This window comes from Pseudomonas sp. p1(2021b) (genome assembly GCF_020151015.1).
GTDB lineage: Bacteria > Pseudomonadota > Gammaproteobacteria > Pseudomonadales > Pseudomonadaceae > Aquipseudomonas > Aquipseudomonas putida_K.
The window spans coordinates 1,851,477-1,865,243 of record NZ_CP083746.1; the positions used below are offsets into that span (position 1 = coordinate 1,851,477).

The following is a 13,767-nucleotide window of genomic DNA, read 5'->3' on the forward strand; positions in this document are numbered from 1 at the left end:
CTGCCTCCTAATACACACAGCCGTCACCGACGGTTTGATAACAAGACAGGAGATTCATTGATGAGCCAGCCTCCTTCCGCCAACGCGGTATCCCCCTTCAAGCGTCTGCTGGTGGCCTGTGCGGCCTTGGGCCTGGTCGCCAGCGCCCAGGCCACCACCCTGGAGACGATCAAGGAAAACAGCCGTATCCGCATCGGCTACGCCAACGAAACGCCGTTCGCCTTCACCGAGACCGACGGTCGGGTCACGGGCGAGTCGCCGGAGATCGCCAAGATCATCTTCCAGAAGATGGGCATCAAGCAGGTCGATGGCGTGCTCACCGAATGGGGGGCGTTGATCCCTGGGTTGCGCGCAGGCCGCTTCGATGTGATCGCCGCCGGCATGTACATCACGCCGGCGCGCTGCAAGCAGGTGATCTTCACCGACCCGCAATACGCCTTGCCCGACACCCTGCTGGTGGCCGCCGGCAACCCGAAGAACCTGCACAGCTACGCCGACATCGCCAAGAACCCCGAGGTGAAGCTGGCGATCATGGCCGGCACGGTCAACCTGGCCTATGCCCGCGATTCTGGCGTCAAGGACGAGCAGATCCTCCAGGTGCCGGACACCACTGCACAGTTGCAGGCCGTGCGCGCCGGGCGCGCCGATGCCGCGGTGGGCACTCAGCTGACCATGAAGGGCCTGGCGAAGAAAGGCGGCGAGAAGGTCGAGGCGATCGGCGACTTCAAGGACGACCCGGCCCATACCGGCTATGGCGCCTTGGCGTTCCGCCCCGAGGACAAGGACCTGCGCGATGCGGTCAATGCCGAGCTCAAGCGTTGGCTGGGCAGCGAGGAGCACCTCAAGGCCGTGGCCCCGTTCGGCTTCGACCGCTCCAACGTGACCGACAAGACCGCCGCCGAGCTCTGTGCCCAGCAATGAATCGAGGTGGCATGGCATCTGCCATGCCGTTCCCTGCGTAATCCGATTATTCAGGTCGAACCATGGGTGAATTGATACCGCTGTTATTGCAAGGGGCCTGGATCACCATCCAGGTCACATTCTTCGGCTCGTTGCTGGCTATCGTCGCCGCGATCCTCGCCGCCCTGGGTCGGCGCTCTTCGTGGCGGCCCTTGAGCTGGTTCTGCGTGGCCTACATCGAGCTGTTTCGCGGCACGTCGCTGCTGGTGCAGCTGTTCTGGCTGTTCTTCGTGTTGCCGTTGCCGCCGTTCAACCTGGAGCTGAGCGCCTACACCGTGGCCATCGTCGGCCTTGGGCTGCACATCGGGGCCTACGGTGCCGAGGTGATGCGCGGGGCCATAGGCGCGGTGGCCAAGGGCCAATACGAGGCCTGCGTGGCGCTGAACATGCCACCGGCCACGCGCTTTCGCCGCGTCATCCTGCCCCAGGCGCTGCTGGCGGCGATCGCACCGGGCACCAACTTGCTGATCGAGCTGCTCAAGAACACCTCCCTGGTGTCGTTGATCACCTTGTCGGACCTGAGCTTCCGCGCCCGCCAGCTGGACCAGGCGACCTTCCAGACCCTGGAGATCTTCAGCCTGACCCTGCTGCTGTACTTTGTCCTGGCGCAGGTCATCAACTTCGCCATGCGCGGCGTCGAACGACGCCTGGGCCGCGGTCGCCTGCGGGGGAGCCTGTCATGAACGTCTGGGACTGGAACTACGTCGCGCAGATCTTGCCCGACCTGCTGCAGGCCTCGCTCAAGACCCTGGGCATCACCCTGGTGGGCTTCATGATCGCCATCGTCCTGGGCTTGTTCCTGGCCATCGGGCGGCGCAGCCGGCAAGTGGTCATCGCCTGGCCGGTGACCCTGCTGATCGAGTTCATCCGCAGCACGCCGCTGCTGATCCAGGTGTACTTCCTGTACTACGTATTGCCCAACTATGGCGTGAACATGACCGCCATGCAGGCGGGCATCCTCGGTATCGGCCTGCACTACGCCTGCTACATCGCCGAGGTGTACCGCGGTGGGCTGGACGCCGTGCCGCGCAGCCAGTGGGAGGCCGTGGTAGCGCTGAACTTCGCTCCCTGGACCGCCTACCGCACGATCATCCTGCCCCAGGCCGTGCGGCCGATCCTGCCGCCGCTGGGCAACTACCTGATCGCCATGCTCAAGGACACCCCGGTGTTGTCCGCCATCACCGTGGTGGAAATCATGCAGCAGGCCAAGAACGTCGGCTCCGAGAGCTTCCGCTACCTGGAGCCGATCACCCTGGTCGGTCTGTTCTTCCTGGCCTTGAGCGTCGCTCTGGCCTACCTGGTTCGGCGCCTCGAAGTGCGCCTGGAGTTACGCTAATGATCGCGCCTGTCTCGAACCTCGCCACCCTTGCCACCAGCCCCCAGCAGCGGGACCACGCCATGCCGGAACCGACCATCGCCCAGCCGATCGTCGCCTTCCGCGACGTGACCAAGCGCTACGGCAACTTCACCGTGCTCGATGGCCTGAACCTGGAAGTCGCCCCGGGCGAAAAAGTGGCGATCATCGGCCCCAGCGGCTCGGGTAAGTCCACTCTGCTGCGTGTGCTCATGACCCTTGAAGGGATCGACCAGGGCATGATCGAGGTGGATGGCGAGTCGCTGACCCACATGCCCGGGCGCAACGGTGGCCTGGTCAGTGCCAACGAACGCCACGTTCGCCGCGTGCGTGCGAAGATCGGCATGGTGTTCCAGAGCTTCAACCTGTTCCCGCACATGAGTGCCCTGCAGAACGTCATCGAGGCACCGGTCCAGGTGCTCGGCGTCAAGCCTGCCGAGGCCCGTGAGCGTGCCGCCGAGCTGTTGGAGATGGTAGGGCTGGGCACCAAGTTCGATCACTACCCCTCGCAGCTTTCCGGTGGCCAGCAGCAGCGCGTGGCGATCGCCCGGGCCCTGGCCATGCGACCGAAGGTGATGTTGTTCGACGAGGTGACATCGGCGCTGGACCCCGAGCTATGCGGGGAGGTCCTGAATGTGATCCGCCGGCTGGGCAGCGAGCACAACCTGACCATGCTCATGGTCACCCACCAGATGGGCTTCGCCCGTGAGTTCGCCGACCGGGTGTGCTTCTTCTACAAGGGCCAGATCCATGAACAGGGCGCGCCGGCCCAGCTTTACGAGAACCCCCAGCAGGAGCGGACCCGGGCTTTCCTGAGCGCGGTCAGGGAGGCCAACTGACGGGGTAAAGCCATTCGCGGGTAATCCGCTCCTACAGGCTCAGCGCCACCTTGTGGGAGCGGGTTTACCCGCGAAGCAGGCGACGCGATAGCGGCAGGGCAGCCGCTACTGCGCCGTACGACTTCAGAGCTCCGTGGCCTGGGCCTCGGTGTGGGCGCGCTTGGTGGAGGATTTCTTCTCCTGCACGACGATGTAGAACTCCTCGCCATGCTTGACCGCACCGTAGAGCACGGCTTTCTCGATTAGCTCGGTGCCGCGCAGGTGGCGCAGCATCATCGGGTCCTTGCGCAGGTCGCGGTACAGCGCCAGGCACAGCAGCACCATCACGATGACGAAGGGCAGCGACACGACGATGGTCAGGTTCTGCAGGCCCGTCAGGGCCTCGCCCGGGTTGTTCGGGTCGCCGATGGCCAGCATGATCGCCGCCACCGTGCCGGTCAGGGCGCCCCAGAAGATCACCGTGGCACGAGACGGGTCGGTGGTGCCGCGCTCGGACAGCGTGCCCATCACCAGGGAGGCGGCGTCTGCGCCGGAGACGAAGAAAATACCCACCAGGACCATCACCAGTACCGAGGTCACCGAGGCCCACGGGTAGCTTTCCAGCAACTGGTACAGCGCATGGTTGCTGTTCACCGCGCCATTGACCAGCTGGTAGGTGCCTTCCTGCAGGGCGTCGATGCCGGCGCCGCCGAAGACGGTAAACCAGATCAGGCTCACCAGGCTCGGTACCAGCAGCACGCCGGTGACGAACTGGCGGATGGTGCGGCCGCGGCTGATGCGGGCGATGAACATGCCCACGAACGGTGTCCAGGAGATCCACCATGCCCAGTAGAACACGGTCCAGCCGGCCAGCCAGTTGTCCATCTGTTCGCCGCCGCTGGCACTGGTGCGGGCCATCATCTGCGGCAGCATTTCGATGTAGACGCCGATGGAGGTCGGCAGCAGGTTCAACATCAGCAGGGTCGGGCCGACGATGAAGGTGAACAGCGCCAGCGCCAGGGCCAGCACCATGTTGGTGTTGGACAGCCACTGGATGCCCTTGCCGATGCCCGAGACCGCCGAGGCGACGAAAGCCACGGTGAGCAGGGTGATGATCGAGATGTAGAAGATCTTGCCCGGGTGTTCGATCCAGCCGTTGTACTCCAGGCCGCCGGCGATCTGCAGGGCGCCCAGGCCCAGCGAGGCGGCCGAGCCGAACAGGGTGGCGAAGATCGCCATCATGTCGATCAGGCGGCCGATGGGGCCGTTGGCGTGGCGGCCGATCAACGGGCGGAATGCCGTGGAGATCAGTTGCGAACGCCCGCGGCGGAAGGTGCCGTAGGCGATCACCAGGCCGACGATCGCATACATGGCCCAGGGGTGCAGGGTCCAATGGAACAGCGTGGTGGCCATGGCCACCTGCATCGCCTCGCTGCTTTGCGCCGCGGCGGTGCCGGGCGGCGGGGACACATAGTGCGACAGCGGTTCGGCCACGCCGAAGAACATCAGGCCAATGCCCATGCCGGCGCTGAACATCATCGCCACCCACGACACGGTACGAAACTCGGGGCGTTCGCCATCACGCCCCAGCGGCACCTTGCCGTAGCGGCTCGCCGCCAGCCAGAGCACGAACACCACGAACAGCGTGGAAGTGAGGACGAAGAACCAACCGAAGTTGACGATGACCCAGGACTGGGCCGTGGAGGCGCTGGCCGCGAGGCTTGCCTGGCTGACGAAGCCCCATATGACGAATGCGATTGCGAGGATGCTGGTGATGCCGAAGACGATCCAGTCGATCTTGCCTTCCAAGTGACGATCCCGTTTGGCCTCTTCGGTCTGCGAAGGGTCCGTCACGCCAAGCGCGAGGGTTTCAACGTTCTCTTCCGTTGCCATAGTGTAATAACGCCCCTTTGGTGGGTGCCTTGCCGCTGCAGGTTGTAGTTTTTTTAAGCGTGCCGCTGTGCGTCGACAGCCGCCCCGGAACCAGGCCGTGCTGTCGAGGCGGGATTATCCTGCTGAAAAAAGGGGGCTTCCTGTCCCAAGACCGTCCTGACACGTCCTTGTAACGACGCCCTGGCCGGCTGTCGATTTGGCCGTGCGCCGTTCGACCATGAGCAGGGGCGGCCTATCGGCGGCCCAGAACTGGAGATCACACCATGCGCAAGCTCATCGTTGCCGCATTCGTTTCGCTCGATGGCGTCATGCAGGCCCCTGGCGGTCCGAGCGAAGACCTGAGCGGCGGGTTCCGTTTCGGCGGCTGGCTCGTGCCCTATGCCGACCAGGCCTTCGGCCAGGCCATCGATGCGTTGTTCGCCGAGCCGTTCGAGCTGCTGCTGGGGCGGCGCACCTACGACATCTTCGCTGGCTACTGGCCGCGTATCGGCGCCGAGTCGAGCGATCACATGATCGCCGAGGTGTTCAACCGTATCCCCAAGCATGTGGCCACCCACCACCCCGCAACCCTGGAATGGCACAACAGCCATGGGCTGCAGGGCGATGTCCGGGAGGCCATAGGCGCGCTCAAGCGGCAAGCGGGCGACCGTTTGCTGACCCAGGGCAGCAGTGAGCTGGTGCAGCAGCTGCTGGCGGCGGGGCTGGTGGATGAGTTGCTGCTGATGGTTCACCCGGTCCTGCTCGGGGCGGGCAAGCGGCTGTTTGGCGACGATGCCCAGCCGGCAGCCTTTAGCCTGGCGGACTCGACCGCGACGCCGAGCGGCGTGCTCATCAGCCGCTATGTGCGCAGCGGCGAGGTGCGCACTGGGTCGTTCGACTAGCGCCGGTGAGGAAGCAGGGCGGCTGCAGGACAGCCCATCGCAGGCTGTCGCCAGCTCTCATAGAACAACGTATAACTCATTGATTTGACAAGGCCTGTAGGAGCGGGCTTGTCCCGCGATCAAGGGCGAAGCCCTTGCCATACAGCCGCGGCGGCTGGGCCGGCCCAATCGCGGGACAAGTCGGACCGCCGCACCGCCACTCCGGCGATCGGGCCCGGTGGCCCAGTGCAAAAAAAAAAAGCCGCACCTTGTCAGATGCGGCTTTGTCGAGCAGGCCTCTGGCCTTAGCGGTCGTTCTTGGTGGAGGAGTCCACCGCGTTCGACAGCCCTTTGCTGTTGTGCGTACCCGGCGTGGTGCCGGAGATCGCAGTGGCTTTGGTCAGGCCGCGGGTGTCTTTCGACTGGGCGATGCCGGAGGTGGCAGTGCCGTGGCCTTTGCTGTCGTTACGGTCCTGACCATAATGGTTGCCGCTCAGGCCGTGGTCACGGGACGCCTTGCCGGCATGCCCGTCGGATTTGCCCAGGCCCAGGCCACCGTCACCATGCCCAGCCCCCAGGCCGCCGCCGTGTCCACCACCGCCGCCACCGCCTTTGGCATAAGCCGACGCGATCGGGGACATCTCAGCAGGCAGGAAGGCTGTGGTGCCCAATACCAGTGCAAAAGCAGCCACGGCAGCCAGGGTTTTCTTCATGATTTAAACGCCTCCAGGGGCGAGTGTTGTGATGTGCCCTATGGACAGGTCGCGGCGACTTTCGTTCAAAGCCGCCCGACGAAATAAGCAGCCTGGTCAATCCTCCAGGAAGACCATGCGCGGCGGTGCGTGCATGAGGAAATCGCGGTGGGAGATATTCCAGGCATAGGCACCGGCCAGGGTGAACACCAGCAGGTCGCCGACCGCCAGTGCCGGGATCGGCTGGCGACGGGCCAGCACGTCCTTGGGCGTGCACAACTGGCCGACCAGAGTGACGGTCTGTTCCTCTATTTCCGCGCGCTGCTCGCCCCGCACCACCACGAACGGGTGGTCGTGCCCCTGGGCTGCCGGGGTGCGGAAATGGTGGGTACCGCCGCGGGCGATGGCGAAGTACTCGCCGTGGTTGCGCTTGATGTCCAGCACTTCCATCGCGTAGTAGCCACAGGGCGCGGCGATGTAGCGGCCGATTTCGAAGCGCAGGCGCACATCCGCCATGCCTTCCTCGGCCACCAACTGGTGCAGGGCATCGCAGAAGCCTGGCCAGTCGAAGGCGCCGTGCGGGTCCCGGTAGTCGATGCCCATGCCGCCCCCGACGTTCAGCAGTGTGAGCGGCAACTGAGCGTCCTGGGCGATGCGGCGGAAGGTGCGGCAGTAGGCGCGGATCAACTGCAGGTGGGCCGCCACGTCGAGCTGGTGGGAGAGCAGGTGGAAGTGCAGGCCCTTGAGGGTGAGCAACGGTTCCTCGCGCAGCACGGCCAGGGCCTGGTCGAGCGCTTCTTCATCGAGCCCGAAGGGGGTCGGCTTGCCGCCCATCACCAGGCGGCTGTCAGGGGCTTCGTCGAGTTTCAGGTTCAGGCGCAGCAGCAACGGGATAGCTTGACCGGTTCGCCGGGCCAGGGCTGCCAGGCGGCGTAACTCATGCAGGCTTTCCACATGGAAGGCGTCGAGGTCGCCGGCCAGGGCGGCTTCCAGCTCGCTTTCCAGCTTGCCGGGGCCGCCGAAGATCAACGGGTGCCCGGGGCAGTGTTGGCGCAGCCAGGCCAGCTCGCCGCCGGACGCCGCCTCGAAGCCATCGACCAGTGGCGCCAAGGTGCGTAGCACCGCAGCCTCCGGGTTGGCCTTGGCGGCATAGAACAGTTCGCAGTTGGCTGGCAGCGCGGCGCGCATGTCGCGTACCCGCTCGCGTAGGGCCGGCAGGTCGTAGAGATAGGCGCAGACCGGTTCCTGCTGCTCGCGGCGCAGGTCGGCGAGGGCATGGCTGATACGCGGTGGCAGGGTCATGCGCGGGCTCCGTGGAACAGGGGGTTGGGCAGGGCGGTGTAACCGGCTTCGCGGTCGGCGCGCTGCAGCAGGCGGGTCATGAAGTTCTCCTTGCTGGGCAGGGTGGCGCCGGCACACAGTTCGCTGAGTTCGGCCGGGTTGCCCAAGTGTTCGCACTGCGCTTGCAGTTGCTGGCCGAGCTGGGTCCATAGGCGTTTCTCCAGCGCCGCGTCGCCGTCGGCGAGGTGGAACAGGGCCTCGCCCAGGTTGTTGACCAGCGAGCAGTAGGCAACACGTTTCCAGGCTTTTTCCGGGCTGTAGTACAGCGAGGCGCGGGTGCGCTCGTCGAGGTCGGCCAGGCGCTGCTCGGGCCAGTGCCCGGCCACCAGCTTGGTGCCTTCCAGGTCGCGTACCCACACCCGGCAGGGCAGGCCGTCCTCGTCGAAGCCCAGCAAGGTGTTCTGCAGGTGCGGCTCGAGCACCACGCCTTGGCGGTACAGGCAATGCAATACGCCGCCGAGCAACAGCCCGGCATAACGCTCCAGCCACAGGGCGGCGGCTTCCTCGCGGCTCAGGCCCAGGCGGGCGGCGCACTGGCGCAGGCGCGACGCGCACATGCCGTGGCCATCCAGGCCCCAGGTGAACAGGGCCATGGCCACTTGCGGCTGGAAGGCCTCGCGGCTGGCGGCATCGAAGTTGCTGCGATAGAGAATGCCGAAGCATTCGGTCACCTCGCGGGCCTCTTCGGCGCTGCCCAGGGCGCTCAGGTCAAGGGTGCTGGCCGCCGGTTCCGGCATCAGGGCGAAGCCGGGCTGGTGGACGGCCAGGTCGGCCATGGCCGGTTGCAGCAGGTGGGTCAGGGCGACGGCGCTGTCGAGCTCGTACCAGGCATTCTTGCGGATGCAGTTGGTCAGGCGCACATGCACCGAGAACTTGAGGAAGTAGGCCAGCTCCGGGTGGTAGAGGGTGCGCACCGAGGAGGTCGGGTACAGCGGTACGCCGCGCGCGCCCTTGTAGGTCATCAGGCCCTGGGCCATGGCCCGCTGCACCAGCGGGTTGGCCAGGATGCGCTCCACCTCCCACGGGTGGCAGGGGTAGAGGTTGTCCTCGCCGCAGAGCTGGCGCAGGGTCGGGCGTGGGTCTTCGCCCAGGTGGCGCACCAGGGAGGGGGCCACTTCGAACCAGTGCAGCGAGAACTGTGCGCCCACTTCCGGCGAGCAGGCCAGCAGGTCGTCCAGGCTTACGCCTTCGCGGCTCTTGGGGGTGGGGTGCAGGGCATGGCCCCATACCTGGTGCTGCTCGGAGCGCAGCAGGCTGTCGGCGGGTTGGTGGTGGGCCGGGACCGCGTGGCGCAAGAAGGTCTGGGTGATGCTCAGGCTGTTGTTGATCTGCTGCATCAGCTCGCCGTGACGCTCGGCGCAGGTCAAAGGCGCCAGCAGCAATTGGGCCAGCTCCAGGGCACCCAGGGGGCGCCAGCCATGGCCGTTGCCCTTGAAATAGGGCGCGCTGGTGAAGCGGCAGCGCCCCAGCACACTGGTGCGGTCGGCGGCCAGGGCCAGGCGCCCGCCAGGCAGGGTGATGCAGATGCGCTGGCCGGCGAGCTGGCGCAGGCTCATGGGCAGGTCGTGGCCCTGAGCGTCGAGGCAGGCCTCGCCACGGGGCAGGGCGTATTCGCGCAGGTAGCAGTTGAGCAGGCACTCGATGGCGTGCCGCTGGGCGTCACCGGCCAGGGCGTGTTCCTGCAGGGATGGGTAATCGATGGCCAGGGTCATGCGGTGATCTCCCGTTGAGCGACAAGTAGAGGGCGGGCCAGCAGCAGCGCGGCGAATGCGGCGAGGCTGGCGACCAGGAACGGTGAAGCGATGCCAAGGCGTTGGCTGACCAGCCCCGCCACCACGCCGGCGGCGGCGCCGGCCCATTTGCCGCTGGAGTCGAACCAGGCGAACAGGCGCCCGGCACTGCCCTGGTTGCGCCGCTGGCTGAGGCAGCGGTGCAGGCCGATGAAGGCGAGCAACATGCCCAGCCCGCCGAGCAGGCGCCAGGCGAACAGCAGCCACGGGTCGCTGGCGCCGAACTGCAGCATGTTGCCCAGGGCGAACAGCGCGAGCCCCGGCAGCAGCAGGTTGCTTTCATGGCGCTGGAACCACGGCAGGGCGACCAGGTAGACCAGGTGCGGCAGGGCGTAGAGCAGGCCGATCAGGGCATCGTTGCGCACCCCCAGGGCTTCGCCGTAGGGCACGAAGTAGGGGAAGGTGACGACCATGGCGAAGCAGAACAGGAACTGCACCAGCAGCAGGCGTGGCAGGTCCTGGGGCAGCTCGCTGCCTGTGTCGCCGGTTTTCTTGCGCGCCTTGGCCTGGCCGCGGTCGTCGGGCAGCGGCAGGATCAACACGAACGCCAGCAGCGGCAGCCAAGCCAATACGCGATACAGTTCCTGGCCCATGCCGCTGGCGGTGAGCAGGCCGAGCAGGATCGGCCCGCTGATCATCGCCAGGCGGGCCGAGTATTGGGTCCAGTTCAGGGCGCGCGACAGGTTGCCGTCGTTGAGCTGGGTGGCCAGGTAGGCATTGGAGGCCGCCATGGCACCGCCGAAGGTGCCCTGGATCACCAGGGCCAGGGCGAACAGCGCAAGGTTCGGGCTCAGGCCCGCGAGCAGGAAGCCTGCGGCCAAACCGGCATGGGCGCGCAGCAGCGACAGCCGGCAACCGTGGCGATCCGCCAAGCGGCCCCAGATCGGCGCCGCCAGGGCGGTGCACAGGGTGGGCAGGACGAACAGCACGCCGATGCTCCAGCCCGGTGCGTCCGGCGCCAGGTCGGCGAGGATGCGTGGCAGGTACAGGGGCACGCCCAGGGCGGTGAACGCCGACAGGTAGTGCCCCAGCAGCACGCTGAACATCAGGCGTCGGGACATGCCGGGCCCTCCAGCAGGAAGTTCCGGGCGCTGTAGCCATAGAACTTGTTGATGTCCTGGGCCCCGGACCAGGCCTTGCTGAACAGGCTGCCGGCACTGAGCAGGTACTTGACCGGCAGGTAGGGGCTGTCGAGCAGGAAGCGGCGTGCCTCGCCGCAGTCCAGGCCCTCGCCTTCGAGCTGTTCCAGGCAGGCGTGCAGGCGCTCGCGCAGGCGCTGGTACAGCGCCTGGCGCGGGGCCAGCCCGGCTTCGGCGATGGCCTCAAGGGGCGCGACGATGTTCAGTTGCAGGGTGATGGTGGTGAACATCTCCGCCAGCGGCTCGAAACGCTCCACACGGATGCGTTCGTCGCGCAGGCCCTGGCAGCGTTCGGCCAGGTCCGGGCAGGCGGCCAGGAAACGGTGCGGCCACAGGCGTGCGGCGTCGTTGTCCTTCATCAGCAGGCGCAGGGGCCGGCCCGCCTGGAACATCAGCACGGCGTTCTGCTGGTTGGCTTCCAGGGCGATGCCGTAGCGCAGCCACAGGCGCAGGTGCACCTGCAGCAGCAGGTCCAGGTACTGGTCCAGCCAGGCCAGCAGGTCGCCGCCATGGAAGCGCTCGGCCAGGGCCTGGACGAACAGCCGACCATCCTCCAGCGAGCTGGCCAGGGCCGCCACCGGCACCAGAGTGGTCTGCTCCAGCCCTTCTGGGTAGTGGCGCACGATATAGGCCAGGTGCTTGTGCTCGCCGACGTGGCCGCCATGCAGCTCGTCGACGTGCCGGTAGCGACCGGCCAGGGCCGGGTCGCGCTCGGCCAGGGCCTGCAGGATGCATTGGAAGGCATGGCCGTCATACAGGGTGCTGGGCTTGATCAAGCGCAGGTTGCGGGCCCCCAGGGTGCGGACCAGCAGCGGCAGCTTGATGTGCCAGCGCGGCTGGTCGACACAGGCGACGGTACGCACCGAGAGGGTCGGCTGCACCCACAGCGCAGGAGCTGGGGCGCGCACGGCGCCGGCCGGCAGGCCATGGCGCTCGAGCTCCGGCCAGGTCATCGGATGCACTGGCAGCAGCGCGTGGGTATGGGCCAGGGCCGGGTTCAGGCCCACCTCGGCGAAGCTTGGCCAATGCGCGGGCGGGGCGCAGGTCAACGCCAGGTCGCCCTGAGGCACGGCCAGCCAGTTCAATTGCAGGCGTGGGGCGAACTCGGGCGCGTAGCGTTGCAGGGCGTCCTGGTCGAAGCCGCTCTTGGCGCGGGCGGTGGGGTAGAAGGGGTGGTCGAGGTAGCTGGCCAGGCGGTCGATTTGCAGCAGGCGTGCGTCCCAGGTCGGGGCGTCGAGCAGGGCGGCCGGGTGGGTACCTTGCTCGACGCGGGCCTGCTGGCAGAGGACACGATGCGCCACGGCGCAGTCGGCTTCCTCGCCGTAGGCGCGGAACAGCGCCAGGCTCTCGTCGTCCAGCCCTTGGCTCATCAGCTCCAGCCAGGCTGCATGGCCACGCTCATGCAGAACCTGGCCCGCCTGGGTGCGCAACCAGGCATCGCCCAGGGCGCTCCAGGCTTGCAGCGGCGCCCCCTGGCGTACCGGCAGCCAGAGTTCGCCGATGTCCAGGTGGCTGACTTGTAACCAAGTACGGGAGGTGTGTGCCAGTTCATGGGCGGCGAGCGGCGTGGGCAGCGGGCCCAGGCGGCCCTGGCTGACCAGGCCGCGGATGTCCTCGCGCAGGAAGCAGTCGATGATGCGTTGGCCGATGGCTGCCTCGGCGCAGGCATGGGCGGCAGTCATGCGATCACCCAGCGCAGGTCGGCCAGGGTGGCCTGCAGGCGGGCCTGGAGGCGAGCGTCGTCGCGTTCGATCAGGCGCAGCACGCCGATGTAGTCCTTGTTGGAGTTGCTCAGGCGGATGTCATCGCCGGCCTGGTGCAGGGCGCGATATTCGTGCCAGTGGCCGTCACCTTCGTCCTGGAAGCTGCCGGGCGCCTCGCGCAGGTGCCCGGAGCGTTCAGCTACCAGGTAGTGCACCAGGGCATGGTTGTCGCCAGGTTGGGGTTCGGTGAGGGCCTCGCCCAGGTGCAGGGCCAGGATGCGGTCGAACCAGCCTTGCGGCAGCAGGCGCTCGAGCAGGAATTCGCGGCCGTCGCCAATGCTGCGGTAGTTGATCTCCACCAGCACCGGTCCTTCGGCGGTGAGGATGAATTCGCTGTGGCAGACCCCGAAATTGATGCCGAACGCGGCCACCTGGGCCAGTGCGGCGGCACGGTGGGCCTGGCCCAGCGGGCCGTTCCAGCGGGCGGCGAGCTCGACGAAGTACGGGGGCTCGGACAGGCTCACATCGAAGCCGCCGATCGTCCTCAGGCGCTGGCCATCACCGAGGGTTTCGAGGGTGAACAGCGGGCCCTCCAGGTAGGCTTCCAGCAGCAGGGCGCGGCCCGGGTTGAGCTGCCAGAACCGCGTGCAGTAGGCGCTGAGCTCGTCGGCGTTGCGGCACAACTGTACATCGAGGCTGGCAACGCCCTCCCGTGGTTTGGCCACCAGCGGGTAGCAGGCATCGGTGGGCAGCGCGGCACCTGGAGTCAGGACCTGGAACCACGGGCTGGGCAGCCCGAGCTGCTGCAGGCGTTGGCGCATGGCGGCCTTGTTCTTGGCGGCGTAGCACAGGTGCCAGTCCTTGCCGGGGCAGCCAAAAGCCTCGGCCACCAGGGCAGTGGCGGTCTGCAGGTGGTCGCTGTTGGAGAACACCGCCCGGGGCGCCCAGCCGTAGGCATTGATCAGCTCGATCACCGCGAGCGGGTTGAACACGTCGCACTCATGGATCTGCAGGCGCTCGGCCGGGTAGCCGACGTTGGCCAGCAGGCGGCGGTGCTGCTGGGCGTGGTCGGTGACCAGCACCACCGGCAGGTCCCGGGCCAGGGCCGCGGGCAGGAAACCTTCGGTGATGGCGGGGTGGGCGATGTGGGTGAGGATCACGAGCGGTCGTTGCATGTTGGCCTCCGAATGGGCGGCAGCCGTCCCTCCGCGGGGAGC

At 67.0% G+C, this 13,767-nt stretch carries 11 protein-coding genes and 1 pseudogene; 5 read left to right on the plus strand and 7 right to left on the minus strand.

Annotated elements, in window-relative coordinates; all coding sequences use genetic code 11:
- The first annotated feature begins 60 nt into the window (after nt 1-60).
- The 4 genes from ehuB to ehuA all read left to right on the plus strand — a co-directional run bounded on the left by ehuB (nt 61) and on the right by ehuA (nt 3,153).
- Nucleotides 61-921: an ectoine/hydroxyectoine ABC transporter substrate-binding protein EhuB gene (ehuB, locus tag K8374_RS08490; protein ID WP_084855740.1), complete on the plus strand. Its 861-nt coding sequence runs from the start codon at nt 61-63 to the stop codon at nt 919-921.
- Between the two features lie 62 nt (nt 922-983).
- On the plus strand, nt 984-1,643 hold the full coding sequence (gene ehuC / locus K8374_RS08495; protein ID WP_224458652.1) for an ectoine/hydroxyectoine ABC transporter permease subunit EhuC: 660 nt from the start codon (nt 984-986) through the stop codon (nt 1,641-1,643).
- Nucleotides 1,640-2,296 carry an ectoine/hydroxyectoine ABC transporter permease subunit EhuD gene (ehuD, locus tag K8374_RS08500; RefSeq protein WP_084855738.1) on the plus strand — a complete coding sequence of 219 codons (657 nt, stop codon included), beginning with the start codon at nt 1,640-1,642 and terminating at the stop codon, nt 2,294-2,296. Before ehuC ends, ehuD begins: the two co-directional genes overlap by 4 nt.
- Nucleotides 2,296-3,153 carry an ectoine/hydroxyectoine ABC transporter ATP-binding protein EhuA gene (gene ehuA / locus K8374_RS08505; protein WP_084855737.1) on the plus strand — a complete coding sequence of 286 codons (858 nt, stop codon included), beginning with the start codon at nt 2,296-2,298 and terminating at the stop codon, nt 3,151-3,153. Before ehuD ends, ehuA begins: the two co-directional genes overlap by 1 nt.
- Before the next feature lie 123 nt (nt 3,154-3,276).
- Here the strand turns inward: ehuA and K8374_RS08510 are convergent, their stop codons facing one another.
- The gene (locus tag K8374_RS08510) at nt 3,277-5,025 is read right to left on the minus strand and encodes a BCCT family transporter (protein ID WP_224458653.1); all 1,749 of its coding nucleotides are present in this window, start codon (nt 5,023-5,025) and stop codon (nt 3,277-3,279) included.
- A gap of 263 nt (nt 5,026-5,288) precedes the next feature.
- On the opposite strand from K8374_RS08510, the gene K8374_RS08515 reads away from it, so the two are divergent.
- Nucleotides 5,289-5,906 carry a dihydrofolate reductase family protein gene (locus K8374_RS08515; protein WP_224458654.1) on the plus strand — a complete coding sequence of 206 codons (618 nt, stop codon included), beginning with the start codon at nt 5,289-5,291 and terminating at the stop codon, nt 5,904-5,906.
- A gap of 284 nt (nt 5,907-6,190) precedes the next feature.
- Here the strand turns inward: K8374_RS08515 and K8374_RS26425 are convergent.
- The 6 genes and pseudogenes from K8374_RS26425 to K8374_RS08545 form a co-directional block, all read right to left on the minus strand.
- Nucleotides 6,191-6,352 (minus strand): annotated as a pseudogene (locus tag K8374_RS26425) (hypothetical protein); the annotation flags it as partial.
- Between the two features lie 342 nt (nt 6,353-6,694).
- Nucleotides 6,695-7,879 (minus strand): type III PLP-dependent enzyme, encoded by a 1,185-nt coding sequence (locus K8374_RS08525; RefSeq protein WP_224458656.1) that lies wholly within the window; start codon nt 7,877-7,879, stop codon nt 6,695-6,697.
- Nucleotides 7,876-9,630: an IucA/IucC family protein gene (locus tag K8374_RS08530; RefSeq protein ID WP_224458657.1), complete on the minus strand. Its 1,755-nt coding sequence runs from the start codon at nt 9,628-9,630 to the stop codon at nt 7,876-7,878. Before K8374_RS08530 ends, K8374_RS08525 begins: the two co-directional genes overlap by 4 nt.
- A complete protein-coding gene (locus K8374_RS08535; protein ID WP_224458658.1) occupies nt 9,627-10,769 on the minus strand; it encodes an MFS transporter in 1,143 nt (380 codons plus the stop codon). The genes K8374_RS08530 and K8374_RS08535 overlap by 4 nt, the downstream gene beginning before the upstream one ends.
- Nucleotides 10,754-12,529, minus strand: coding sequence for an IucA/IucC family protein (locus tag K8374_RS08540; RefSeq protein WP_224458659.1), 1,776 nt, complete (start codon nt 12,527-12,529; stop codon nt 10,754-10,756). The genes K8374_RS08535 and K8374_RS08540 overlap by 16 nt, the downstream gene beginning before the upstream one ends.
- Entirely contained in the window at nt 12,526-13,725 is a 1,200-nt protein-coding gene (locus tag K8374_RS08545) for an acetyl-CoA carboxylase biotin carboxylase subunit family protein (RefSeq protein WP_224458660.1), read from the minus strand. Before K8374_RS08545 ends, K8374_RS08540 begins: the two co-directional genes overlap by 4 nt.
- Nucleotides 13,726-13,767 lie beyond the last annotated feature (42 nt).

What these genes read in the sequence shown, in the direction of transcription:
- K8374_RS08515 (WP_224458654.1), top strand. Translation starts at nt 5,289, where the DNA reads ATGCGCAAGCTCATCGTTGCCGCATTCGTTTCGCTCGATGGCGTCATG.
- ehuD (WP_084855738.1), top strand. Translation starts at nt 1,640, where the DNA reads ATGAACGTCTGGGACTGGAACTACGTCGCGCAGATCTTGCCCGACCTG.
- K8374_RS08530 (WP_224458657.1), bottom strand. Translation starts at nt 9,630, where the DNA reads ATGACCCTGGCCATCGATTACCCATCCCTGCAGGAACACGCCCTGGCC.
- ehuB (WP_084855740.1), top strand. Translation starts at nt 61, where the DNA reads ATGAGCCAGCCTCCTTCCGCCAACGCGGTATCCCCCTTCAAGCGTCTG.
- K8374_RS08535 (WP_224458658.1), bottom strand. Translation starts at nt 10,769, where the DNA reads ATGTCCCGACGCCTGATGTTCAGCGTGCTGCTGGGGCACTACCTGTCG.
- K8374_RS08545 (WP_224458660.1), bottom strand. Translation starts at nt 13,725, where the DNA reads ATGCAACGACCGCTCGTGATCCTCACCCACATCGCCCACCCCGCCATC.
- K8374_RS08510 (WP_224458653.1), bottom strand. Translation starts at nt 5,025, where the DNA reads ATGGCAACGGAAGAGAACGTTGAAACCCTCGCGCTTGGCGTGACGGAC.
- K8374_RS08540 (WP_224458659.1), bottom strand. Translation starts at nt 12,529, where the DNA reads ATGACTGCCGCCCATGCCTGCGCCGAGGCAGCCATCGGCCAACGCATC.
- K8374_RS08525 (WP_224458656.1), bottom strand. Translation starts at nt 7,879, where the DNA reads ATGACCCTGCCACCGCGTATCAGCCATGCCCTCGCCGACCTGCGCCGC.
- ehuC (WP_224458652.1), top strand. Translation starts at nt 984, where the DNA reads ATGGGTGAATTGATACCGCTGTTATTGCAAGGGGCCTGGATCACCATC.
- ehuA (WP_084855737.1), top strand. Translation starts at nt 2,296, where the DNA reads ATGATCGCGCCTGTCTCGAACCTCGCCACCCTTGCCACCAGCCCCCAG.